This window comes from Actinomadura montaniterrae (assembly GCF_008923365.1).
Lineage (GTDB): Bacteria > Actinomycetota > Actinomycetes > Streptosporangiales > Streptosporangiaceae > Spirillospora > Spirillospora montaniterrae.
The window spans coordinates 58,688-80,758 of the sequence record NZ_WBMR01000014.1; the positions used below are offsets into that span (position 1 = coordinate 58,688).

The following is a 22,071-nucleotide window of genomic DNA, read 5'->3' on the forward strand; positions in this document are numbered from 1 at the left end:
CGCTCGCATAGCCACGGCTAGGCGCGCTACTTGTCGATGTCGCCGACGACGAAGAACATCGAGCCGAGGATCGCGATCATGTCGGCGACCAGGTTGCCGGGCAGCAGTTCGGCCAGCACCTGGACGTTGTTGAACGACGCGGACCGCAGCTTCATCCGCCACGGCGTCTTCTCGCCCCGCGACACCAGGTAGTAGCCGTTGATGCCCAGCGGGTTCTCCGTCCAGGCGTAGGTGTGCCCCTCAGGCACCTTGAGCACCTTCGGGAGCCGCTGGTTGATGGGCCCCGGCGGCAGTTCGGCGAGCCGGTCCAGGCACGCGTCGGCCAGGTCCAGCGATGCGTACACCTGGTCCAGCAGGCACTCGAAGCGGGCGAGGCAGTCGCCCTCCTGCCGGGTGACCACCGGAACGTCGAGTTCCCCATAGGCGAGGTACGGCTCGTCCCGGCGCAGATCGAAATCGAGGCCGGACGCCCGGGCGATGGGGCCCGACACGCCGTACTGGAGGATCTGCTCCTGCGTGAGCACACCGACGCCGCGTGTGCGCGCGCGAAAGATTTCGTTGCCCACGATGAGATCGGCGATGTCGCTCATCCGTGAGCGGACGTCGGAGACGGCGGTCCGCGCGCGCGCCGTCCAACCGGCGGGGAGCTCCTCCTTCAGGCCACCGACACGGTTGAACATGTAGTGCATGCGGCCACCGGACACCTCCTCCATCACCCGCTGCAACGTCTCGCGCTCACGGAACGCATAGAAGATCGGTGTGATCGCACCCACTTCGAGGGGATACGAGCCCAGGAACATGAGGTGGTTGAGGACCCGGTTGAGCTCGGCCAGCAGCGTCCTCGTCCACACCGCGCGGACCGGCACCTCCATGCCGAGCATCCGCTCGACGGCGAGCACCACGCCGAGCTCGTTGGCGAACGCCGAGAGCCAGTCGTGCCGGTTGGCCAGCACGATGATCTGCCGGAAGTCCCGCACCTCGAACAGCTTCTCGGCGCCGCGGTGCATGTAGCCGATGATGGGCTCGGCCGCCGAGATGCGCTCGCCGTCCAGGGTCAGCCGCAGCCGGAGCACCCCGTGCGTGGACGGGTGCTGGGGGCCGATGTTCAACGTCATGTCCTCGGTGGCGAGCTCCTTGGCGCCCGCACCGATCCCGACGATCCGCTCGGTGGTCATGGTCGCGTCTCCGCCGCTCCGATCACCGCTTCATGGTCCCATGGCGAGCGGCGGCCGTTATCCGGTTGACTAGGGGGCAATGAACCCGAGCCATGGCGAACCGCCGTACGAGCCCGTCGCGCAGCCTGGATACCAGAACGCGGCGCACCCTCCCGCGCCGTCCGGCCCGGGGCAGAGCGGCCATCCGCAGGACCCCGCGGGCTCTCCGCCGGGCCGGCCCGACTTCGTGCCGGGCGCCGGACAGGTGCCGCCCGGAGGCCACCAGCAGCAACAGGGCGCACCCGTCGCGGTGCCCCCGACCTACAGGGCGGACGAGGCGTTCGCCCCCGGCGGGGGCCTTCAGTGGTCGACCATCTCCGCACGGCACGCGCCGCACAGGCTGCTCACCGCCGTGCTGTGGGCGGTCCCCATCGGCGCCGTGGGCGGCTTCCTGGTGTGGCGCAACGGGGGCGCGGCGGCGGCCGTCATGTGGATCGTCGCTGTAGCGCTTATCACCGTGGTCACCTGGGTCGTGGCGGAGCTCGACCGGCGGTCCTTCGGCTACGTCGAGCGTTCCGACGACCTCGTGGTGACCCACGGTGTGTTCGTCAAGCGGCTCATCGTCGTCCCCTATGGCCGCATGCAGTTCGTGGACGTGACCGCGGGCCTCCTTGAGCGGTGGATGGGCATCGCCACGGTGCGCATGCACACCGCGGCCGCGGCGACCGACGTGGCCATCCCCGGTCTGCCCGCGATGGAGGCCGCACATCTGCGCGATCGTCTCGCTCAGAAGGGCGAGGCACGGAGCATGGGCCTATGAGCGGCCCTTATGGTCCGCCTCCCGGCGGCTATGGCCGTCCGTACGGTCCGTCCGGCCCCTATGGGCCGCAGCCGCCGGGGCCTCATGGACCGCAGGCGCCTGGGCCCTACGGGCCGCCTCGTCCTCCGTATGGTGCGCCGCCTGGCCCGTACGGTCAGCCCAGGCCGCCTTATGGGCCGCCCCATGCCTACGGCCCGCCGCCCGGTTACCGTCCCCCTCCGCCACCGGTCCGGTTCTCCGAGGGCACGCATCGGCTGCATTGGGCGACGGCGCCGCTGCGCGCCTTCGTGTTCCTTGTCATCTACTTCGTCCTGCTCGGCTTCCCGCTGCTGCTGACCCAGACGAGCAGCGGCGTCACGCTGGAGCTCACGCCCGCCGTGGTGACGCGGTTCTTCGCGGTGTCCATCCCCATGACGGCGATCGCGATCGGTTCCGGCCTGTGGACGTGGCTGGCCCTGCGCTTCACCATCGACGGCGACGACCTCGTGGTGGAGACGGGCCTGATCCGCAAGAACAAGCGCCGCATCCCGCTCTCCCGCATCCAGGCCATCGACGTCGTCCGCCCGCTCGTGACACGGGTGTTCTCCTTGGCGGAGGTCCGGGTTGAGCTCGCGGGCGGGGAGCAGAGCGAGATCGCGCTGCGCTACCTCGGACGCCACTCCGCCCAGCAGTTGCGCGCCGAGCTCCTCGCGCGCGCGGCGGGTCTGCCTGGGACCACGCCCGAGGCGCCGGAACGGCACATGTGGCGCGTCCCCTTCGGCAACCTGCTCGCCTCGCTGATCCTCCGCCTGCCCGTGCTCGGCACGGGGATCCTCTTCTTCGCGACCCTCGTCTTCCTCGTGGTGTACGCCGAGGGCGGCATCCTGGCGGTCACGCTGCCCATCGTGCTGGGGCTCATCCGGGCCGTCATCGCACCGCTGGTGATGTACGCCAACTTCACGGTCGCGATGTCACCGGACGGGATACGGCTCCGGTACGGGCTGCTCGAGACGCGTATGCAGACCCTTCCGCCCGGTCGCATCCAGGCCGTCAGCATCGTCGAGCCCGCCATCTGGCGGAAGGTCGGCTGGGCCCGCGTCGAGGTGACCGTCGCCGGCTACGCGGGCGAGCGGCAGGCGCTGTCCTCGACGCTGCTGCCGATCGCGCCGAGGCACGTCGCCATGCATCTGGTCTCGCAGGTGTTCCCCGGCACGCACGTCGACGCGGTGCCGCTCGTGCCCGCCTCCTCGAAGGCGATCGCGGTCGACCGGGCGGACGGCGCCGGCGCCGACGACGTGGTGTTCGTGGCCAGGCACGGCTGGCCGTGCCGCCGCACGGACGTGATCGCCCACGCGCGGGCGCAGAGCGTCCGGCTGACCATGAATCCGGTGCAGCGCGTCTTCGGGCTGGCCACCGTCCATGTGGACGCCCCGCCCGGGCCGGTGCAGGTGGCGGCCGCCGACCGGGAATCCGGGGAGGCTCGGGCGATCGTCGAGTCGACGGCGAGCCGCGCCCAGGCCGCCCGCAGCGCCGCCGGCGATCCGGCCCACTGGGCCACCCGCTGACCGGTTATCCACAGAACGAGGTTCTAGTTCTGTGTCGCGGCCGGGTGCCGGAGCATGGCCTCATCGGCTCGGACGAGAGGTCAGGAGGCACCCATGCCGAAGGCACCCGGCATCCCCCGCATCGGAATGTGCGTTCGCACCGACGCCGTCTCGCTCAGGGACGCTGAAGATCCCGAATCGCCCGCATGGCCTCGCGCCGCACATCGCCGGACAGCACGTCGATGTAGACCTCGCCGTCGAGATGACCGCACTCATGCTGCAGGCAGCGCGCGAAGTACCCGGTGCCCTCCACGCGGACGGGCCGGCCCTTCGCGTCCACGCCCTCCACGACCGCGTGCGCGTGGCGCGGCGTCTCGAACCGCATGCCCGGCAGCGACAGGCACCCCTCGGACTCGACCAGCAGCTCACCGTCCGCGGCCACGAGAACCGGATTGACCACGTGGCCGACGTGCCGGCGCCCCCGGTCGTCCTCGCAGTCGTACACGAACAGCCGCAGACCGGAGCCGACCTGGTTCGCGGCCACGCCCGCGCCGTCCGCCTCGTACATCGTGACGAACATGTCGTCGACCAGCTTCTCCAGGGCCGTGTCGAACGTCCGTACGGGGTCGCACTCGGTGCGCAGCACCGGGTCTCCGAGCAGCCGGATCGGGCGGGCGGTTCCGTGGCGCGTCGTGGTCCTCTTGCTCACCCGGAAGATCCTATGCCGCGATTTCCGCTCCCCTTGAACGGCCGCGGACGCGAACGGTGCGCCCGGCAGGGGCCGGACGCACCGTTCGCGGGGCCGTGACGTCTCCGCCGGGGCTGGGGATCAGCTCGGGTCGGCGGGCCCGCGCGGGGCCGGGGGAACGATCGGGGCGTGGCCGCCGGACGGGCCGCCGTCGGCGTCCTCCACCGGCCGCGGCGCCTTCGCCGGCGGCGGGACCTGCGGGCCGGTGCCGGTGACCGGGGCGTCCGGCTCCGGCTTCTTCATCACCGGCGCCGGCGCGGTGACCGGCTTGGCCGGAACCGGCTTGGGACCGGTCGCGGCGGACGGGCCGGGCTGCGCGGCGACGGGCTGGGCGGGCGCCGGCTGCTTGCGCGGCGGCGACTGCCGGACGGCGTCCTCGACCATCTTCTCCAGCGGGCCCGCCTCGTTCTCGGCGGTCAGCAGCCGGTGCAGCGTCTCGCTGATCTCGGTGAGCCGCTGCAGCGCCTGCGTGTGGTTCTTGGTCAGCGACGTGAGCCGCTGGGTGGCGCCCTCGTTGATCACGCTGGCGCGGCGCTCGGACGCGGTGAGGGTGCGCTCGGCCTCCAGCCGCGCGCTCGTCACCGTCTGCTCCGCCTCCTGCTTGGCGGCCGACAGCACGCTGTCGGACTCCTTCTTGGCGGCGGCCAGCATGTGGTCGGCCTTCTCCTGCGCCTGGGAGAGGTTCTTGTCGGCGTGCGCGCGGGCCTCGTCGATGATGCGCTTGGACTCCTGCTCGGCGTCCTTGCGGATCTCGGCGCCCTTGGCCTCGGCCTCGGCGACCTTGTCCTGCGCCTCGTCCTCGGCGAGGTTGATGATCTGGCGCAACCGGTCGCTCAGGTCGTCACCGGTGGGCTTGCGGGCCTCGCGCACCTCCGCCATCTCCCGGCGGACGCGCTCGGCGTCGTCCTGGGCGCGCGCGAGCCGGGCCTCGAGCTCGCGGTGCTTTTGCTGGGCGCGGGCGATGTAGTCGTCGACCTGGCGGCGGTTGTAGCCGCGCATGACGATCTCGAAGGACTCGTCTTGAAGGAGGTTCGGCAGGATTTCGGCTTCGTTGCTCATGATGCCTTGGGGGGTCGTTGGCGGGGGTATCACCCCGTCAGGGTCGGTTTGCGAATCCTCACCCGCCGGTCAGCGGGCCCACAGCAGAAACGTCAGCATCGACTCTCGTGCGCTCCGCCCCGCTCGCGCAACCGGAACGCCCTTCTCGCTGCCGTTTCTTCATCTCTCTGGAGCCGACAAACTACCGAATATCCCGAAAAAACACCCCCACCAGCACCCCCGTGTCGCCCAACACCCCCCGAACCCCCCACCAACCCGTCCGCGGTGCCCGTCCGCGGTGCCCGTCGTGCTGGGCCACGCTGTTGCGGTGCTTGCCTTCGTGGCGCTTGCCTCGACGGGGTGTGTTGTGCGGGGACGCGTTGGGGTGGACGGTCGCGGCCTTGTCCGGGCGGGTGAGGGCGGGGTGGGGCGGGGGTTTGGGTACGGCCTAGCATCGGGCGCATGAGCTATGTGGGGTCGCTGGGCGAAGAAGAGCCGAAGATCCACGCCGAGGCGTGGGTGGCGCCCGGAGCGGTGGTCGTCGGACGCGTGACGCTCGGCCGGGCGTCCAGCGTCTGGTACGGCTCGGTGCTGCGCGGCGACGACGAGGAGATCATCGTCGGCGACGAGTGCAACATCCAGGACCTCAGCTGCCTGCACGCCGACCCGGGGATGCCCGCCGTCCTGGAGGACCGGGTCAGCCTCGGGCACAAGGCCATGGTGCACGGCGCGCACGTCGAGACCGGTTCGCTGATCGGCATCGGCGCCATCGTGCTGAACGGCGCCCGGATCGGAGCGGGCACCCTCATCGCGGCCGGCGCCCTGGTGCCGCCCGGCAAGCAGATCCCGTCGGGCGTCCTGGTCGCGGGCACGCCCGGCAAGATCGTCCGCGAGCTCAACGACGGCGACCGCCTCGTCCTCGCGCACACCCCCGAGGTCTACATGCAGAAGGCCAAGCGCCACAGCCAGGCCACCTGGCACTAACCTCCCGCACCTGCCGCCCCGGCAGCGCACCCCGGTTGGGCGCCTCGGTGACACGCCCCCCTGGCGGTATGTGTTCTCGCGGCATGCCCCTGGGTGGTGCGTGCTTCGATGGTGCGCCCCACAGCAGGGCCCTCTGTGGCTGTGTGCCGGGGGCACACACTGGCGGCGTGCCCCGGCAGCAGGGTCTCGGTGCGCACGCTCTGGTGGCGACGTGCCCCTGGCGGCACGGTCTCGGTGGCGCGCTCTGGTGGCTGCTCACGGACGGCACGCGTACCGGTGGCAAGCGCAGCGGTGACGCGCCCCTGGTGCATGCGTTCTGGTGGCTCGTCCTGGGGTGGCGCGCCATGCGGTGGCTTGCTCTGGTGGCGTGTGTTTGGTGGCGCGTGATGATGGCGTGCCTCTCGGAAGCACGAGCTCGGGGGCGCGCGTTCGGATGGCGCCCCCTGATGCATGCGTTCTGGTGGCTCGCTCTGGGGTGGCGCGCCATGCGGTGGCTTGCTCTGGTGGCGTGTGTTTGGTGGCGCGTGATGATGGCGCCTCCCGGTAGCACGAGCTCGGGGGCGCGCGTTCGGGTGGGGCGCCCCTGGTGCATGCGTTCTGGCGGCTCGCGCTGTAGTGGCGCGCTGTCGTGGTGCGTGGGCTCCGGCGGGGTGTGGCGTGCGGTCGGCAAGTCACGGCGGCGGGGGCACTGGTGGCGTGTTCGGATGGTGGTTTCTGGTGGCTTGCCCGCACCACGTGTGGGCTTGCTTGGGCGGTATGTGTTTGTGGGGGCGTGCTTCGGTGGCACGCCACCCGGTGGTGGGGGCGGGGTTTGGTGGGGGTTGACCTGGGGGGACTTCGGGCGGGGGCGTTCGGGGGAGTTGTGGGGCGTTCGGGCTGACTACCATGACCCACGTGGTGTGGGGACCGGGCTATGGCAGTGCTCCGCCGCCCAGCCCCCGGATGGGGCAGGATCCGTTCGCGGAGGCCGAGCGCGACACGAGGGCGATGGTGGCCGCCCAATGGTGGCCGTCGGCGCCTCCTCAGCAGCGCCATCACGCCATCGCCGGACGCATGCTCGTCCTGCCCGACGGGACGTGGTGGCTGTTCGGGGCGTGGGCCCGGTGGTACCGGCTGCACCCGTCGGACGGGCAGTGGTACCTGTGCCCGCCGCCGCGGACGCCCGCCGTGCGGATGGCGGCTCGGCCCGCGCAGCAGGGCGGCATGCAGGTCCCGCAGCTGCCGCCGCACGTGATCCCGGCCGGGCCCGACTTCTCGTACGACCCGCCGGCGTCGCTGCCGTTCGTCGGGCACGGGTTCGCCGGCGAGCTGACGTCGCGGGTCCGCGCGACCGTCGAGTCCGCGGCGGCGCTGTCCGCGCCGGAGTACCCGCACTGGTGGTCGCAGTTCACGCAGGAGACGCCGTCCACCGTGGCGGTCGCGTGGGGCGTGATGATGTGGTGCGCGGCCGCGCCGGTGTTCGACGCCCGGCTGGACGCGCAGATGCTGGACCTGTGGAAGCCGTACCGGGCCCGGCCGCTGCCGGACGTGGACGGTCCGCGCTGGATGACCCCGCCCGCGCTGGAGACGCTGGTCGGGCTGTACTCCGAGCGGCTGCGCGCCAGCCGAGTGGACGCGGCGGTCGTCGTCCTGCGGACGATGTGGGCGGTCGCGAGCGCGCTGCGCGACGACCCGCGGTTCCAGATCCGGGCGGACGCGCTGCTGGCCATCCTCGGGACGACGCTGAGCAACCCGACGGTCGACTACGGGGCGCTCCCGTACGGGGACCAGGCGATCGTCCAGCAGTGGCTGACCCGGTGCCCGCCGCATCTGGTGCCGGCGCTGCGGAACGAGAGCTCGCCGGGCGACAACTTCCGGCACGCGTTCTACACGCTGAGCGAGGCCATCGCCGACCTGCCGGGCGACCCGGCGGACCCGGCGTACACCGAGCCGCGGATGGTCGCCGCCGCGCTGCTGGCCGCCGACCTGGACGTCGTCCGCAAGGACGTGGCGGGCTCGATCGTCCCGTGGCTGGACCCGGAGATCCGGTACACGGTGCAGGCGGTCGCGGAGCAGAAGGGGCATCCGCTGCGCCGGCTGTGGCCGGTCGACATGCGGCTGCCGGACCCGCTGCGTGCGGCGGGCTCCGGCGAGGGTGCGGAGACGCTGCTCGCCGCGATGTACGAGCTGGACCTCGCGTGGTGCCGGCTCGGCGGGATGCCCGCGCGCCCCCGCGGCTTCCCGGTGCCGACCGCGATCATCGCGGGGATCATCGGGCGCGGCCGTGCGCGCGCGACGGCGGCCGCGCAGACGCAGACGCCGCCGCCGAGCCCGTCGCCGTCGCCGCCGTTCGGGACGCAGAGCCAGCCGGGGGTGGCGCCGGGCGCTCCGCCGCAGCCCGCGGAGCCGCAGGGGCCCGCGCAGCCGTTCGTCCAGCCGCCGGCGCAGCCGGGCTGGGAGAACGTGCCCGGGCCGGCCGCGGCGGGGTTCGCTTCGCCGGACCCGGCGATGGGCGGGTTCTCGCCCGCCGAGGAGGACGCCGGCGGGAGCGCGGCGCCGCCGTACACCGAACTCGGTTTCCAGCAGTCCCCGCCCAAGCCCGTGCCGAACGATCAGGGGCAGGCCGCGTTCGGGATGCCGGGCGCGCCGCCGTCCGGGCAGCCCGCTTCCGGATATCCGGAGCAGCCTCCGCACGCGGGCGGGGCGCCGTATCCCGGGCAGGCGGCCTTCGCGGACCAGGAGTCCACCTCGCCCGACCGTGGGCAGGGGGCCGCGGAGCAGCGGCTCGGCGGGTTCTCTCCGGATGAGGACAAGCAGGACGAGCCGATCGTGCCGCCTTACACGCAGCTCGGCTATCAGCGGCCCGGCGCCGGGCCTCCCGCGCAGGGGCTGCCTCCGGGTGCCGGTGTGCCTCCGGCCGTGCAGAGCCCGCAGGGTGCTCCGGCGGGGCAGGGCCCGCAGGGTGCGGCGAGCGGGCCGGGTGCGCAACCGGCGGCTCCGGTGGAGCAGGCGGCCGCGTTCGATCCTTATGCGACGCGGGCCGAGGACGAGGGGGCGCCGCCGCGGCCGCCCGCCGGGGTGTACGAGACGCGTGTCGAAGGCGGGGGAGGAGCGCCGCCCCCGCAGAACGCGCAGCAGCCGCCCGGGACGCGGATCATGGGCCCGGGCGACCTGGAGGACGGCCCCGCACAGGCCCCGCCGCCCGGTCCGGGGACGCGGATCATGTCCGAGACCATGGTCGGCGACTTCGACTTCCTGGACGACACGCCGTCGCCGGAGCGGCCCGTCCACGAGATCCCGCCGCCGCAGGACCTCGGCCGGCGCCGGACGCTCGAGCGGTTCGGGATCGGCTTCGTGTCCGGCGAGCAGGACGCGGGCGAGCTGCTGGACGAGCTGCGCGCGCAGGTCGAGGAGTGGAACGCCCCGGCCGGGGAGGGCGCCGAGGCGACCCGGGTGGACGGCCGTCCGGGGTCGGCGCCGGCGGGCGTGCCGGGGGTGCTGCTGGTCGGCGGCCCGCACACCGGGCAGCGCAGGCTGGCGCGGCTGATCGCGCTGACGCTGGCGGACGCGGGCCTCGGCGACGGGGCGATCCGCGCGCACGACGCCGACGACGTCCGGGACGCGCCGGTGGACGCGGTGGAGCGGATCCTGCGGCAGCCGGGTCCGGCGATCCTGTTCGAGCGGCTGGACGTGGCGATCGGCGCCGCGCAGGACCCGGTGGCGGTCACCGGCGCGGTGCGGCGGGCGCGCCGCGACCCGGTGAACACGACGCCGCTGATCGCGACGTGCGAGCCGCGCGCGTACAAGCGGCTGCTGAGGGAGCATCCGAAGCTGGTGCAGGCGTTCCGGGTGTACCGGCTGCCCGACTTCAGCGGGCTCGACGATCGGATGACGCTGCTGCACCTGCTGGCGGACGAGCGGCGCGTCACGATCGGGGCGTCGGCGCTGGAGGTCGCGAAGGAGGACCTCGAACGGCTCCGCGGCCCGGGCGACCTGGTGAACGCGCGGCTCGTCGAGGCGTACCTGGACCAGGCGAGCCAGCGGAACATGGCGCGGGCGGGCGCGTCGCACGACCGGCTCGTCCTGACGCCGGACGACCTGCACGGCGTCGCGGAGGGCATCGAGCCGGCGCTGCGGCCGCCCGGCGACATCGACGGCTACCTGCGCCAGCTCGACGGGCTGACCGGGCTGGACGACGTCAAGGCGGTCGTCCGGGAGCTGGCGGACGAGGCGGAGCAGGCGGCGGGCCGGGTCCGCTACGGCGTGGCGGACCGCGACCACCACCACCTGGTGTTCACGGGGCCGCCGGGGACGGGCAAGACGACGGTGGCGGGGCTCGTCGGCGGGATCTACGCCGCGCTCGGGCTGCTGGAGTCGGGGCATGTGGTGGCGTGCCGTCCGGTGCATCTGGCGGGCCGCGACCAGCCGGACACCGAGAGCCGGGTCGCCGGCATGATCGAGCAGGCGCTCGGCGGCGTGCTGCTGATCCAGGAGGCCTACCTGCTGGACCGCAGCCCGGCGGTGGTGAGCGAGCTGCTGCGCGGCATGCGCGAGCGCGGCGGGCGGTTCGTGGTGGTCTGCTCCAGCCCGGCGGCGGAGATGGAGGGGTTCCTCGCGGGTAATCCCGCGTTCCGCGCCGAGTTCGGGCGGATCGTGGAGTTCCACGGGATCAGCGACCGGGAGATGGTCCGGCTGTTCCAGAAGTACGCCGAGCGCGACCTGTACATGCTGGACGAGGAGCTGCGCGTCGAGCTGCTCACCCGCTTCGAGCGGCTGCGGCAGGACCCGGCGTTCGCCTACGCCAGGACCGTCCGGGCGCTGTTCGAGCAGACGGTCGCGCGGCAGGCGGCGCGCCTCGCGGGCGCGGACGTCAACGCGGCGACGGTGGCCCGGCTCACCGCCCGCGACCTGCCGGAGACGGCGCTGGAGCAGATGCTCGGCGACTTCCACCGGGGCGGCTGACGGCGTCCGACAGGAGCCCTTGACGGCCGTCCCCGGGGACCCCTCCCGCGTGATCGGGCGCATCATGCCCGCCTGACCCGGGAAGACCACGGGTGCGGGTGGCCCTCGAATGGCCCTCTTGGGTCATGTGCCCGTCGGGGTGGGACGCGTAGCCTCGACTTGGGTGTGGGGAACGAACGGAGGTGGACGCGGTGCGCCAGCAGAACCTCGATCTGCGCGTCCACGACCGCGTTGCGTTGGACGAGATCGAACTCTATGCCGAGATGCTCAGTGCGGTGGCGGCGGCGGAGCGGCCGCTCACCATCGCGGAAATCGACATGGTGCTCGGGGTGCGTTCCGGCGAGGCCGGTCGTCGCGAGCTGACGCCGCAGGATTAGCCGAGGCCCGATCCGCCCGGGGACGTCCGCGACGGGCGTCCCCGGTCCCGTTCCAGCGGCGCCGGTCCCGTTCCAGCGGCGCCAGACCTGTTCCGGCGTACCGGTCCCGTTCCGGCGGTACCGGACCCGATCCGGCGCCCCCCGGTCACGTTCCGGCGGCCCCTGGGGCACGTTCCGGCGGCGCCGGTCGCGTTCCGGCGGTCGGCTATGCGGGTGCCGCGCGGCCCGAAACGGGCCGGTCAGCCGGCGACGTCGTAACCGGCCTCGTCGATCGCCGCGCGCAGCGCCGCGTCGTCCAGACCATTGCCACGGACGGTGACGAGCTTGGCGTCCACGTCCACCGCCACCTCGCTCACCCCCGGCACCCGCCGGACCTCCCCGCTGATCGCGGTCACGCAGTGCCCGCAGCTGATCGCCGGGACGCTGTAACGAATCTCACTCACGCTCGTCGTCACTCTCCGTGCGGCCGATGTTCCGGCCCCGAGCCTATGCGCGGCGCCCCCGATCGGCCTAACCGCAGGGGTATGTACCTGGTGATCTAGGGCAATCTTGTAGGTGAGAGGATGGGGGACACCGGCCGAAGCTGGGGCAAAGGTTCTTTTTACGGCCGGTAGCGCCTACGATCCTCTGCGGACTGTTCCGGCACTTCAGGAGAACGACGTGCGCTTGCGTCTCACGCCGCGTGAGGACAGCTTCTACGACATGTTCGCCGACTCGGCGAACAACCTGGTCACCGGCGCCAGGCTGCTCGTGGAGCTCATCAGCGACGGCGCCGACCGGGCAGCGATCGCGGAGAAGATGCGCGCCTGCGAACACGCGGGCGACGAATGCACTCACGCGATCATGCGACGGCTGAACGAAACGTTCATCACCCCGTTCGACCGCGAGGACATCTACCGGCTGGCCTCCACCATCGACGACGTGATGGACGAGATGGAGGAGGCAGCCGACCTCGTCGTCCTCTACAAGATCGACGAGTTCCCGAAGGGCATCGTGCACATGGTGGAGGTGCTGGAGCGGGCCGCCGAGCTCACCGCGGAGGCCATGCCCCGGCTGCGCTCCATGAAGGAGCTCAGCGAGTACTGGATCGAGATCAACCGGCTCGAGAACCAGGGCGACCAGGTGTACCGCAAGCTGCTCGCGCAGCTGTTCAGCGGCGAGTACGACACCCTGGACGTGCTGAAGCTCAAGCAGGTCATCGACTGCCTCGAAGAGGCCGCGGACGCGTTCGAGCACGTCGCGAACACGGTCGAGACCATCGCGGTCAAGGAATCATGAGCGCAGGCGAGGACCCGGGCTCGACGCTCGTCCGGGACCCCTCGGCGGACGCCGCGCCCACCATCGGCGAGCAGGCGACGCGCCGGGTGAGCGGGCGGGCCTGGCTGCTGCTGCTCGCCGGGATCGTCCTGGTGATGATCGCGGGCGCGCTCGGGCTGCGGTCCGACGCGCAGATGGCCGTGCTCGTGCTGGTCGTCGTGGTGTCGCTGGTGTTCGACTACACCAACGGCTTCCACGACGCCGCCAACGCCATCGCGACGGCGGTGTCCACGCGGGCGCTGACGCCGCGGGTGGCGCTCGGCATGGCCGCGGTGATGAACATGCTGGGCGCGCTGCTCGGCGTCGAGGTCGCCAAGACGATCAGCGAGGTCATCACCCCGCCGACCGGGCTGCACGGCCTCACCGTCATCGCCGCCGGCGTGCTCGGCGCGATCACCTGGAACCTGATCACCTGGTACTTCGGGCTGCCGTCGTCGTCCTCGCACGCGCTGATCGGCGGCGTCGTGGGCGCCGGGCTGGCCTCGTCGTCCTACGTGAACTGGCACAGCGTGGTCGACAAGGTCGTCGTGCCGATGGTGGTGTCGCCGGTAGTCGGGTTCGTCGCCGCCTACCTGGTCATGGTGGCGATCCTGTGGATCTTCCGGCGGGCGCAGCCGAGCCGGGTGGTGCGCCGGTTCCGCATCGCGCAGACGCTGTCGGCGGCGTCCCTCGCCCTCGGCCACGGCCTGCAGGACGCTCAGAAGACGATGGGCGTCATCGTGCTGGCGCTGGTCACCACGGGGCACGCGAGCGGGAACTCGGTGCCGCTGTGGGTGATCGTGGCGTGCGCGGGCGCGCTGTCGCTCGGCACCTACGCGGGCGGCTGGCGGATCATGCGGACGCTCGGCCGCAAGGTGATCGAGGTGGACCCGCCGAAGGGGTTCGCCGCGGAAGCGACCGCCTCGATCGTCCTCTACGTCACCGCCTACTTCTGGCACGCTCCAATCTCCACCACGCACACGATCACCTCGGCGATCATGGGTGCGGGCGCCACCAAGCGGCTGTCCGCCGTCCGCTGGGGCATGGCGGGCAACATCGTGATGGCCTGGGTCCTCACCCTCCCCGCCGCCGCGATTGTCGCCGCCGTCGTGTACTGGGTCGTGCACTTCTGGGCGTGATCTTCCCAGGGGGGCGACCCCCTGGAACCCCCGTCACGACGGACGAGGCGTTTCCCGCTCCGCTAGAGCTCCGCGTGAAACGCCTCGTCCGTCGTCGGGCAGGCCCGCTGCGCTCGCTGCACTCGCTCCGCGTGCCTGCCCGTGGCCCCGGCTGAGCTCTGGCCTTCCGGGCCGTCGCTCAGCCGGGTCTTCCGGGCCGTCGCTCAGCCGGGTCTTCCGGGCCGTCGCTCAGCCGGGTCTTCCGGGCCTTTGCTCAGCCGGGCCTTCCGTGCCGTTATCCAGCCGGGCCTGACGTTCCTTGCTCAGCCGTCCCTCACTTGCCCGCGATGCGGTCCAGGGCCGGGGGCGCGATGGTGCCTTGGGCGCCGAGGTAGGCGACGAAGCCGTCCAGGTCGATGGGGCCGAGGACCTGGTCCTTGCCCTGGGTGAACGTGGTGAAGCCGTCGCCGCCGCCGAGCAGGAAGTTGTTGGCGGCGACCTTGTAGGTCGCGGCCGGGTCCACGGCGGTGCCGTCGACGGTGATGTTCGAGACGCGGTCGCCGACCGGCTTCGAGCGGTCGATGGTGAAGTGCAGGTTCGCGGACGGCTGCAGGATCTTCTCGCCCGCGGACGTCCACTGCTGCTCCAGCAGGGCGTCGAGCTGCGCGCCGGTCAGCGACGTCACGCCGAGCACGTTGCTGAACGGCTGGACGGCGAACGCCTCGCCGTAGGTGACGACGCCGTCGCCCTCGGAGCCGCTCGCCTTGTAGACGAGGTCGGTCCGGACGCCGCCGGGGTTCATCAGCGCGACCTGCGCGCCCTTGTCCTTCATCGCGGCGAGCTGGGAGTCGGCGATGACGTCGCCGAGCGCGGTCTCGCCGGCGGCGGACGGGGCGCGGGTGAGATCGGCGGTGATCTTGCCGACGGGCTTGTCGGCGATCACGCTGACCCGGTCCTTCCACGTCTGCACGAACGTCTGCGTCGCCGGGTCCGGGGCGATGTCGCGGGTGACGACGTGGTTGTCGGCCGTCATCGACGAGCGGATGATGTCGTCGGTGCGCTGGTCGACCTTGAAGTCGACCTGGGTGATGATCCGGCCGAAGGACGAGCCCGAGGAGTAGAGCCGCGGCCGGCCGTCCGGACCCTTGACCGTGCAGACGTACTGCTGGTGGGTGTGGCCGGCGAGGACGACGTCGATGTCGGGGTCGGCCTGCTGGGCGATGCGGGTGCCGGCGCCGGGGACGACGCCGCAGTCGTCGGGCTTCTCGCCGGCGGTGACGTTGTCGCCCTCGTGGACGAGCAGGACCATCGCGTGGACGCCGCGCTTCTTCAGCTCCGCGGCGGCCTTGTTCGCGGCGTCGACCTCGTCGTCGAACCGCAGGCCCTTGACGCCGTCGGCGGTGACGATGGTCGGGGTGGTCTTGGTGACGACGCCGATGAAGCCGATCTTGACGCCGTTGACGCGGCGGATCGTCCAGGGCTTGAGGATCGGCTCGTTCTTCTTCTCCAGCAGCACGTTCGCCGCGAGGTAGTCGAACTTCGCGCCCTTCCACTTGCCGGCGGGCGAGCACCCGTCGACGGGGTGGCAGCCGCCGTTCTGGATCCGGAGGAGCTCCTGGTAGCCCTCGTCGAACTCGTGGTTGCCGACGGCGGACGCGGTGAGCCCGATGTCGTTCATGAACTCGACGGACGGCTCGTCGTGGAAGGCCGCCGAGATCAGCGGCGAGGCGCCGATCAGGTCGCCCTGCGCGACCGTGAGGGTGTCGCGGTTGCGCAGCTGCTTGAGGTGCGCGGCGATGTACGCGGCGCCGCCGGCGGGAACGGAGTTGCCGTTCTCGTCGATGGCGGTGCCGGAGCTGCCGGTCGGGGGCTCCAGGTTGCCGTGGAAGTCGTTCAGCGCGAGCAGGCGCACGGGCGCCGGGGGCTTGGGGTGCGCGGACGCGGGCGTCGCGGCCAGGCCCAGGGCCGTGACCCCCGCGGCGGCGCAGGCCAGGAGGGTGCGTCGTCGGATCATGCGCTGGACGCTAGAGAGGCCGGGCATCCGGCGATCGGCGGAGTGATGACGGTTATGTGACAACTTGACCAGGGCGGCGGCCGGTTAGGGTGTGATCATGGACGAGCTGCGGGGGGACGAGGCCGGGCAGGCGGGCGCGCTGGTCGAGGCGGCCGCGGAGGCGGACGGCGTGGCGCCGCTGTCGGAGCACGCGCTGCTCGCGCTGCGCGCCGGGCGCGGGGGCCTGGTGGTGCGCGACGGCGGCGCGGTCGCCGGGTACGCGCACTTCGATCCGGCGGCCGACGGTGAGCCGGCCGCCGGTGAGCTGGTCGTCCATCCGGAGTTCCGTCGGCGCGGGCATGGGCGCGCGCTGCTGGGGGCGCTGCGCGAGAAGGCGGGCGGCCCGCTGCGCGTGTGGGCGCACGGTGACCTGCCGGCCGCGGCGGGGCTCGCCGAGTCCGAGGGGATGGCCCGTGTGCGCGCGCTGTTCCAGATGCGGCGTCCGGCCGAGGGGCCGCTGCCGGAGACGAAGGTCGCCGAGGGCGTCCGGCTCCGCGCGTTCGAGCCGGGACGCGACGAGGAGGCGTGGCTGCGGGTGAACGGCCGCGCGTTCGCCGACCATCCGGAGCAGGGCGCCTGGACGATCGACGACGTCCGGGAGCGCGAGGCCGAGGACTGGTTCGACCCGTCCGGCTTCTTCCTGGCCGAGCGCGGCGGTGAGCTGGTGGGGTTCCACTGGACGAAGACGCATCCCGGCGGCATCGGCGAGGTGTACGTGGTCGGGGTCGACCCGGACGCGCAGGGGCTCGGCCTGGGCCGCACCCTCACGCTCGCCGGGCTGCACCATCTGCGGGACAGCGGGCTCGGCCAGTTCATGCTGTACGTGGACGAGTCGAACACGGCGGCCGTCCGGCTCTACGAGTCGCTGGGGTTCACCCGGTTCGCGGTCGACGTCATGTACGGCGCTCCCGAGTGATGTCAATGAATCGTTGACACGGCGGGGATGTCAAGGAATCCTTGACGTCATGACCCCTCCTGCCCGCGCACTGATCGGCGTCGCCGGCCTTCCGGTGGTGGCGGTCCTCTTCGCCCTCCAGGCCGTGTACGACAGCCTCGCGCTGTGGGTGGCGTCCATCGTCGCCGCGTTCGCGGTCTTCGTCATCGGCGTCGTGACGGCGGTCCTCACGCTGCGCGCGGCCGTGCCGTCCGCGGACGCCGCCCGCCTCGACGAACTCGAACCGCTGCCCTTCCGCGACGAGGACGGGCAGTGAGCCCGAGCCTCACCGGCGAGCAGGCGGACGCGATCCGCGAGGCCGTCGCGGAGGCCGTCCTGTCCGCGCGCGCGCAGGGACGCGAGGGCCTCGACGGCGACCCGGACGCCGCCCTGCTGCTGGTCGCCGCGTCGGCCGTCGCGGCGGAGGAGACGAGCAGGCTGCTGCGCCAGTCGATCACCGGCGCCCGCGCCGCCGGGCACAGCTGGGAGGTCGTCGGACGGCTGCTCGGCATCAGCCGCCAGGCCGCCCAGCAGCGGTTCGGCGCGTCCGTGGCCGCGGGCAAGGGGGCCGTCCCCGAGGCCGGGCCTACCCGCAGGGTGCTGCGGCCGCTGCACGCCTTCAACGAGATGGAGGCGCTGGAGAAGGAGGGCCGCCGCGGCTGGCACGCCGTCGACTACGGCTACCTCTTCCACCTGGTCGAGGCCTCGCCGGACAAGTGGGAGCACCGGCGGCTGTGGTGGCCGTCGCGCCGCCGCCGCCGGGCCTTGGAGGAGCGGGGCTGGGAGCTCATCGTCCCGTCCGACTTCGACTCCCCCTGGGCCTACTACAAGCGCCGCCTGGACGAGCCCGCCGATCCGGAGTGACCACCGCCCCCGGCGCATGGCCGAATCCGTCACCGTGACCGAAACGGGCTGCTTCCCGGCGCCCGTCCCGGCAAACCCGTATGACCGTCTCCGCACGGGCTTTTGGCATGTCTGAGCTGCGCTGTTAACCCGGCGGCCACGCCAAATCAGGACATTCTTCGCAATAGAGCTCGACCTCGTTCATTCTCCGTTCACCTGGATCGGGGTGTCCGGTCACCTCGCCTGCCTACCGTCGCATCCGACGGCGACCCCACCACCTGGTCAAACCGTGCCAGTGCGGCGGTCGGGGGACCCGCCCGACGAATCCAAGAGGAGACCTCCCGGTGAAGAACGGTTCTCGGCTCGCCGCCCTCGGCGGTGTGGTCGTCGCTGGGGCGCTGGCCCTGTCCGCCTGCGGCAGTGACGACAACAACGGCGGCGGCGACACGACGGGCGCCACCAGCGCCGCGGCCGCCAACATCGACTGCGCGAAGGGCGCGATCAACGCGGCCGGGTCGAGCGCGCAGAAGAACGCGATCGAGGAGTGGACGAAGGTCTACACCAGCAAGTGCTCGGGCGCCAACATCAACTACAACCCGAGCGGCTCGGGTGCGGGCGTCCAGGCGTTCACCTCCGGCCAGGTCGCCTTCGCCGGTTCCGACTCGGCGCTCAAGCCCGAGGAGCACGGCCCCGCCGACGCGCGCTGCAAGACCGGCAAGGCCATCGACCTGCCGATGGTGCCCGGCCCGATCGCGGTCGTCTACAAGCTCAACGGGGTCGACGGCCTGCAGCTGTCGCCGAAGACCCTGGCCGGCATCTTCGCCGGCAAGATCACCAAGTGGAACGACGCGGCGATCGCCAAGGAGAACAGCGGCGCCAAGCTGCCGTCCTCCGAGATCAAGACGCTGCACCGCTCGGACGACTCCGGCACCAGCGACAACTTCACCAAGTACCTGAAGGCGACCGCGCCGGACGTGTGGTCGTTCGAGCCCGGCAAGAAGTGGGTCGCCCCCGGCGGCCAGGGCCTGAAGGGCTCCGACGGCATCTCCACCGCGCTGAAGCAGACCGAGGGCTCGATCTCCTACGTCGAGCTGTCGTTCGCCAGCAACAACAGCCTGCAGACGGCGAAGCTGCAGAACGGCGCCGGCGAGTACACCGAGATCAGCCCGGAGAGCGCCTCCAAGGCCGTCCAGGGCGCGCAGATCGTCGGCACCGGCAACGACCTCGCCCTGAAGCTGGACTACGGCACCAAGGTGGCGGGCGCCTACCCGCTGGTCCTCGTGACCTACGAGATCGCCTGCGAGAAGGGCCTGCCCGCCGAGCAGGCGAAGTTCGTCAAGTCCTTCCTGACCTACATCTCCAGCCCCGAGGGCCAGCAGTCGCTGACCGCGCAGGGCTACGCCCCGCTGCCCGACAACATCGCCACCAAGGTGCGCGAGACGGTCAAGGGCCTGTCCTGACCCGCGAGGACTCCGGCACCAGCCACAGCCCCGCCGCCGGTGATCCCGGCGGCGGGGCCGCCGCACGTCTCAGCGGCCCGGACGCGGGCCGCGAGGAGGGAGACACCGTGACGAGCGACACCCCCGCCGCCCTGGCCAAGGCGGCGGAGCGTCCCCGGCCCGCGCTCTCGATGAGCACCGGCCGCGCCGGGGACCGGATCTTCGCCGCCCTGAGCCGCGGCTCCGGCCTGGTGATCCTGGCGATCATGGCGGCGATCGCCGTCTTCCTGGTCTGGAAGGCGATCCCGGCGCTCCAGGACGACAAGGCGAACTTCATCACCTCGCAGGAGTGGAACCCCGACGGCGCCCCCGCGAAGTTCGGCATCGCGCAGCTCGTCTTCGGCACGCTGATGACGTCGGTCCTGGCGCTGGTCATCTCGGTGCCGGTCGCCGTCGGCATCGCGCTGTTCATCACCTACTACGCGCCGCGCCGGCTCGCCGGCCCGATGGCCTACCTCGTCGACCTGCTCGCCGCGGTGCCCAGCATCGTCTACGGCCTGTGGGGGCTGAACTTCCTGGTCACGAAGATGACCGGGGTGTCGGAGTTCCTCAACTCCTACTTCGGCTGGATCCCGCTGTTCGGCGGGAGCGAGACCGGCGGCCGGACGATCCTCACCGCCGCCATCGTGCTCGCCATCATGATCCTGCCGATCATCTCCGCGATCACCCGCGAGGTGTTCGTGCAGGTCCCGCACGCGCACGTGGAGGCGGCGCTGGCGCTCGGCGCGACCCGCTGGGAGATGATCCGGATGGCGGTGCTGCCGTTCGGCCGGTCCGGGATGGTGTCGGCGGCGATGCTCGGCCTCGGCCGCGCCCTCGGCGAGACGATCGCGGTCGCGATGGTGCTGTCCACCACGTCCGGGATCGACTGGCACATCCTCAAGGACGGCGGCAACACGTTCGCCGCGAACATCGCGAACACCTTCGCCATGTCCGGGCCGACGGGGCGCAGCGCGCTCATCGCGTCCGGCCTCGTCCTGTTCGTCATCACCCTGATCGTCAACGTGGGCGCCCGCGCGGTCGTGGCCCGCCGCAAGGAGTTCTCGTGACCACCCTCTCGCGCACCAAGAGCTCGACGCTGGAGTCGGTGTCGGCGGGACGCAAGGCCAGGGACCGCGCCGCGAAGGTGTTCGTCTACCTGGCGTTCCTGCTGGCGGTGATCCCGCTGGTGTCGGTGCTGTGGACGGTGATCTCCAACGGCGCCAAGCGGTTCGACGGCGTGTTCCTCACCCACTCCATGAACGGCCTGGCCAGCAAGGACGCCGGCGGCGGCGCCTACCACGCGATCATCGGCACGCTGGAGCAGGTCGGGCTGACCACGCTGATCTCCGTCCCGCTGGGCGTGCTCACCGCGGTCTACCTGGTGGAGTACGCCCGCAACGGGCGGCTCGGCCGCACGATCAGCTTCTTCGTCGACGTCATGACCGGCATCCCGTCGATCGTGTCGGGCCTGTTCGTCCTCGCGTTCTGGCTGCTCGCGCTCGGCATGGACTTCTCCGGCTTCGCGGGCGCGCTGTCGCTGACGATCCTGATGCTGCCGACCGTCGTCCGCGCCACCGAGGAGATGCTGAAGCTCGTCCCCGGCGACCTGAAGGAGGCCGCGTACGCGCTCGGCGTGCCGCGCTGGCGCACGATCATGTTCGTGGTGCTGCCGACGGCGCTGCCCGGGATCGTGTCCGGCGTCATGCTCGCCGTCGCCCGCGTCATGGGCGAGACCGCCCCGCTGCTGCTGACGATCTTCATCACGAAGGCGATCAACACCGACCCGTTCAGCGGCGCGCAGGGCTCGCTGCCCACCTTCATCTGGGACCAGTCCACCGACCCCAACACCAACGCGGTGGACCGCGCCTGGGCGGGCGCGCTGGTGCTGATCCTGCTCATCATGCTGCTCAACCTGGCGGCCCGCCTCGTCGCGTGGCTGCGCAAGCCGTCGTCCCGATAGCCCGATAGGAGAGAACCCCACAATGGCCAAGCGGATCGAAGTCTCCGGGCTGCACGCCTACTACGGCGGCACCCACGCCATCGAGGACATCTCGATGACGATCGAGCCGCGCTCGGTGACGGCGTTCATCGGCCCGTCGGGCTGCGGCAAGTCCACGTTCCTGCGCACCCTGAACCGGATGCACGAGGTGATCCCGGGGGCGCGCGTCGAGGGCAAGGTGATGCTGGACGACGAGGACCTGTACGCCTCGTCGGTCGACCCCGTCGCGGTCCGCCGCGTCGTCGGCATGGTGTTCCAGCGGCCCAACCCGTTCCCGACCATGTCGATCTACGACAACGTCGCGGCCGGGCTGAAGCTGAACGGGGTGCGCGGCAAGCGCCGCCTGGACGAGATCGTCGAGGAGTCGCTGCGCGGCGCGAACCTGTGGAACGAGGTCAAGGACCGGCTCGGCAAGCCCGGCGCGGGCCTGTCCGGCGGCCAGCAGCAGCGCCTGTGCATCGCCCGCGCGATCGCCGTGCAGCCGCAGGTGCTGCTGATGGACGAGCCGTGCTCGGCGCTCGACCCGATCTCCACGCTCGCGATCGAGGACCTGATCGGCAAGCTGAAGAGCCAGTACACGATCGTCATCGTCACGCACAACATGCAGCAGGCCGCCCGGGTCAGCGACCGGACCGCGTTCTTCAACATCGCCGGCACCGGCAAGCCCGGCAAGCTCATCGAGATCGACGACACCAGCAAGATCTTCACGAACCCCGAGCAGAAGGGCACGGAGGATTACATCACCGGCCGCTTCGGCTAACC

19 protein-coding genes are annotated in these 22,071 nt (G+C 71.8%); 14 read left to right on the forward strand and 5 right to left on the reverse strand.

All coding sequences use genetic code 11. The annotated features are described in order from the left end of the window. Positions 1 to 26 precede the first annotated feature (26 nt). A complete protein-coding gene (locus F9B16_RS07830; protein ID WP_151539306.1) occupies positions 27 to 1,175 on the reverse strand; it encodes an NADH-quinone oxidoreductase subunit D in 1,149 nt (382 codons plus the stop codon). 79 nt (positions 1,176 to 1,254) lie between these two features. Here F9B16_RS07830 and F9B16_RS07835 point away from each other — a divergent pair, with 79 nt between their 5' ends. Then, on the forward strand, positions 1,255 to 1,974 hold the full coding sequence (locus tag F9B16_RS07835; protein ID WP_151539307.1) for a PH domain-containing protein: 720 nt from the start codon (positions 1,255 to 1,257) through the stop codon (positions 1,972 to 1,974). A gap of 287 nt (positions 1,975 to 2,261) precedes the next feature. Further along, a complete protein-coding gene (locus F9B16_RS07840; RefSeq protein WP_225991453.1) occupies positions 2,262 to 3,518 on the forward strand; it encodes a PH domain-containing protein in 1,257 nt (418 codons plus the stop codon). A gap of 154 nt (positions 3,519 to 3,672) precedes the next feature. On the opposite strand, the gene def is transcribed toward F9B16_RS07840, so the two are convergent. Together def and F9B16_RS07850 are read right to left on the reverse strand one after the other, a co-directional pair. Beyond that, complete coding sequence (gene def, locus F9B16_RS07845) at positions 3,673 to 4,206, reverse strand: peptide deformylase (protein WP_151539309.1); 534 nt, start codon at positions 4,204 to 4,206, stop codon at positions 3,673 to 3,675. Between the two features lie 120 nt (positions 4,207 to 4,326). After that, on the reverse strand, positions 4,327 to 5,304 hold the full coding sequence (locus F9B16_RS07850; RefSeq protein ID WP_151539310.1) for a DivIVA domain-containing protein: 978 nt from the start codon (positions 5,302 to 5,304) through the stop codon (positions 4,327 to 4,329). 441 nt (positions 5,305 to 5,745) lie between these two features. Between F9B16_RS07850 and F9B16_RS07855 the strand changes: the two genes are divergently transcribed. The 3 genes from F9B16_RS07855 (at position 5,746) to F9B16_RS07865 (ending at position 11,585) form a co-directional block, all read left to right on the forward strand. After that, complete coding sequence (locus F9B16_RS07855; RefSeq protein WP_151539311.1) at positions 5,746 to 6,267, forward strand: gamma carbonic anhydrase family protein; 522 nt, start codon at positions 5,746 to 5,748, stop codon at positions 6,265 to 6,267. A gap of 894 nt (positions 6,268 to 7,161) precedes the next feature. Continuing rightward, positions 7,162 to 11,208, forward strand: coding sequence for an AAA family ATPase (locus F9B16_RS07860; protein ID WP_151539312.1), 4,047 nt, complete (start codon positions 7,162 to 7,164; stop codon positions 11,206 to 11,208). A gap of 182 nt (positions 11,209 to 11,390) precedes the next feature. Further along, positions 11,391 to 11,585, forward strand: a complete 195-nt coding sequence (locus tag F9B16_RS07865; RefSeq protein ID WP_232383912.1) for a hypothetical protein — start codon at positions 11,391 to 11,393, stop codon at positions 11,583 to 11,585. 239 nt (positions 11,586 to 11,824) lie between these two features. On the opposite strand, the gene F9B16_RS07870 is transcribed toward F9B16_RS07865, so the two are convergent. After that, a complete protein-coding gene (locus F9B16_RS07870) occupies positions 11,825 to 12,028 on the reverse strand; it encodes a heavy-metal-associated domain-containing protein (RefSeq protein ID WP_151539313.1) in 204 nt (67 codons plus the stop codon). A 217-nt stretch (positions 12,029 to 12,245) separates the two neighbouring features. On the opposite strand from F9B16_RS07870, the gene F9B16_RS07875 reads away from it, so the two are divergent. Together F9B16_RS07875 and F9B16_RS07880 are read left to right on the forward strand one after the other, a co-directional pair. Further along, on the forward strand, positions 12,246 to 12,863 hold the full coding sequence (locus tag F9B16_RS07875) for a DUF47 domain-containing protein (RefSeq protein ID WP_151539314.1): 618 nt from the start codon (positions 12,246 to 12,248) through the stop codon (positions 12,861 to 12,863). Then, positions 12,860 to 14,020, forward strand: coding sequence for an inorganic phosphate transporter (locus F9B16_RS07880; protein WP_318839220.1), 1,161 nt, complete (start codon positions 12,860 to 12,862; stop codon positions 14,018 to 14,020). The genes F9B16_RS07875 and F9B16_RS07880 overlap by 4 nt, the downstream gene beginning before the upstream one ends. 313 nt (positions 14,021 to 14,333) lie before the next feature. On the opposite strand, the gene F9B16_RS07885 is transcribed toward F9B16_RS07880, so the two are convergent. Continuing rightward, complete coding sequence (locus F9B16_RS07885) at positions 14,334 to 16,013, reverse strand: bifunctional metallophosphatase/5'-nucleotidase (protein WP_151539315.1); 1,680 nt, start codon at positions 16,011 to 16,013, stop codon at positions 14,334 to 14,336. Positions 16,014 to 16,110: 97 nt separating this feature from the next. Between F9B16_RS07885 and mshD the strand changes: the two genes are divergently transcribed. The 7 genes from mshD to pstB all read left to right on the forward strand — a co-directional run bounded on the left by mshD (position 16,111) and on the right by pstB (position 22,069). Beyond that, positions 16,111 to 16,968, forward strand: a complete 858-nt coding sequence (gene mshD, locus F9B16_RS07890) for a mycothiol synthase (RefSeq protein WP_151539316.1) — start codon at positions 16,111 to 16,113, stop codon at positions 16,966 to 16,968. A gap of 49 nt (positions 16,969 to 17,017) precedes the next feature. Then, on the forward strand, positions 17,018 to 17,263 hold the full coding sequence (locus F9B16_RS07895; RefSeq protein ID WP_151539317.1) for a hypothetical protein: 246 nt from the start codon (positions 17,018 to 17,020) through the stop codon (positions 17,261 to 17,263). Further along, positions 17,260 to 17,850 carry a hypothetical protein gene (locus F9B16_RS07900; protein ID WP_151539318.1) on the forward strand — a complete coding sequence of 197 codons (591 nt, stop codon included), beginning with the start codon at positions 17,260 to 17,262 and terminating at the stop codon, positions 17,848 to 17,850. The genes F9B16_RS07895 and F9B16_RS07900 overlap by 4 nt, the downstream gene beginning before the upstream one ends. Before the next feature lie 323 nt (positions 17,851 to 18,173). Continuing rightward, positions 18,174 to 19,289, forward strand: a complete 1,116-nt coding sequence (gene pstS, locus F9B16_RS07905) for a phosphate ABC transporter substrate-binding protein PstS (RefSeq protein WP_151539319.1) — start codon at positions 18,174 to 18,176, stop codon at positions 19,287 to 19,289. A gap of 170 nt (positions 19,290 to 19,459) precedes the next feature. Beyond that, on the forward strand, positions 19,460 to 20,377 hold the full coding sequence (pstC, locus tag F9B16_RS07910; protein WP_151539342.1) for a phosphate ABC transporter permease subunit PstC: 918 nt from the start codon (positions 19,460 to 19,462) through the stop codon (positions 20,375 to 20,377). Further along, positions 20,374 to 21,270 (forward strand): phosphate ABC transporter permease PstA, encoded by an 897-nt coding sequence (gene pstA, locus F9B16_RS07915; protein ID WP_151539320.1) that lies wholly within the window; start codon positions 20,374 to 20,376, stop codon positions 21,268 to 21,270. Before pstC ends, pstA begins: the two co-directional genes overlap by 4 nt. Before the next feature lie 22 nt (positions 21,271 to 21,292). Continuing rightward, complete coding sequence (gene pstB / locus F9B16_RS07920; RefSeq protein ID WP_151539321.1) at positions 21,293 to 22,069, forward strand: phosphate ABC transporter ATP-binding protein PstB; 777 nt, start codon at positions 21,293 to 21,295, stop codon at positions 22,067 to 22,069. The last annotated feature ends 2 nt before the right edge of the window (positions 22,070 to 22,071 follow it).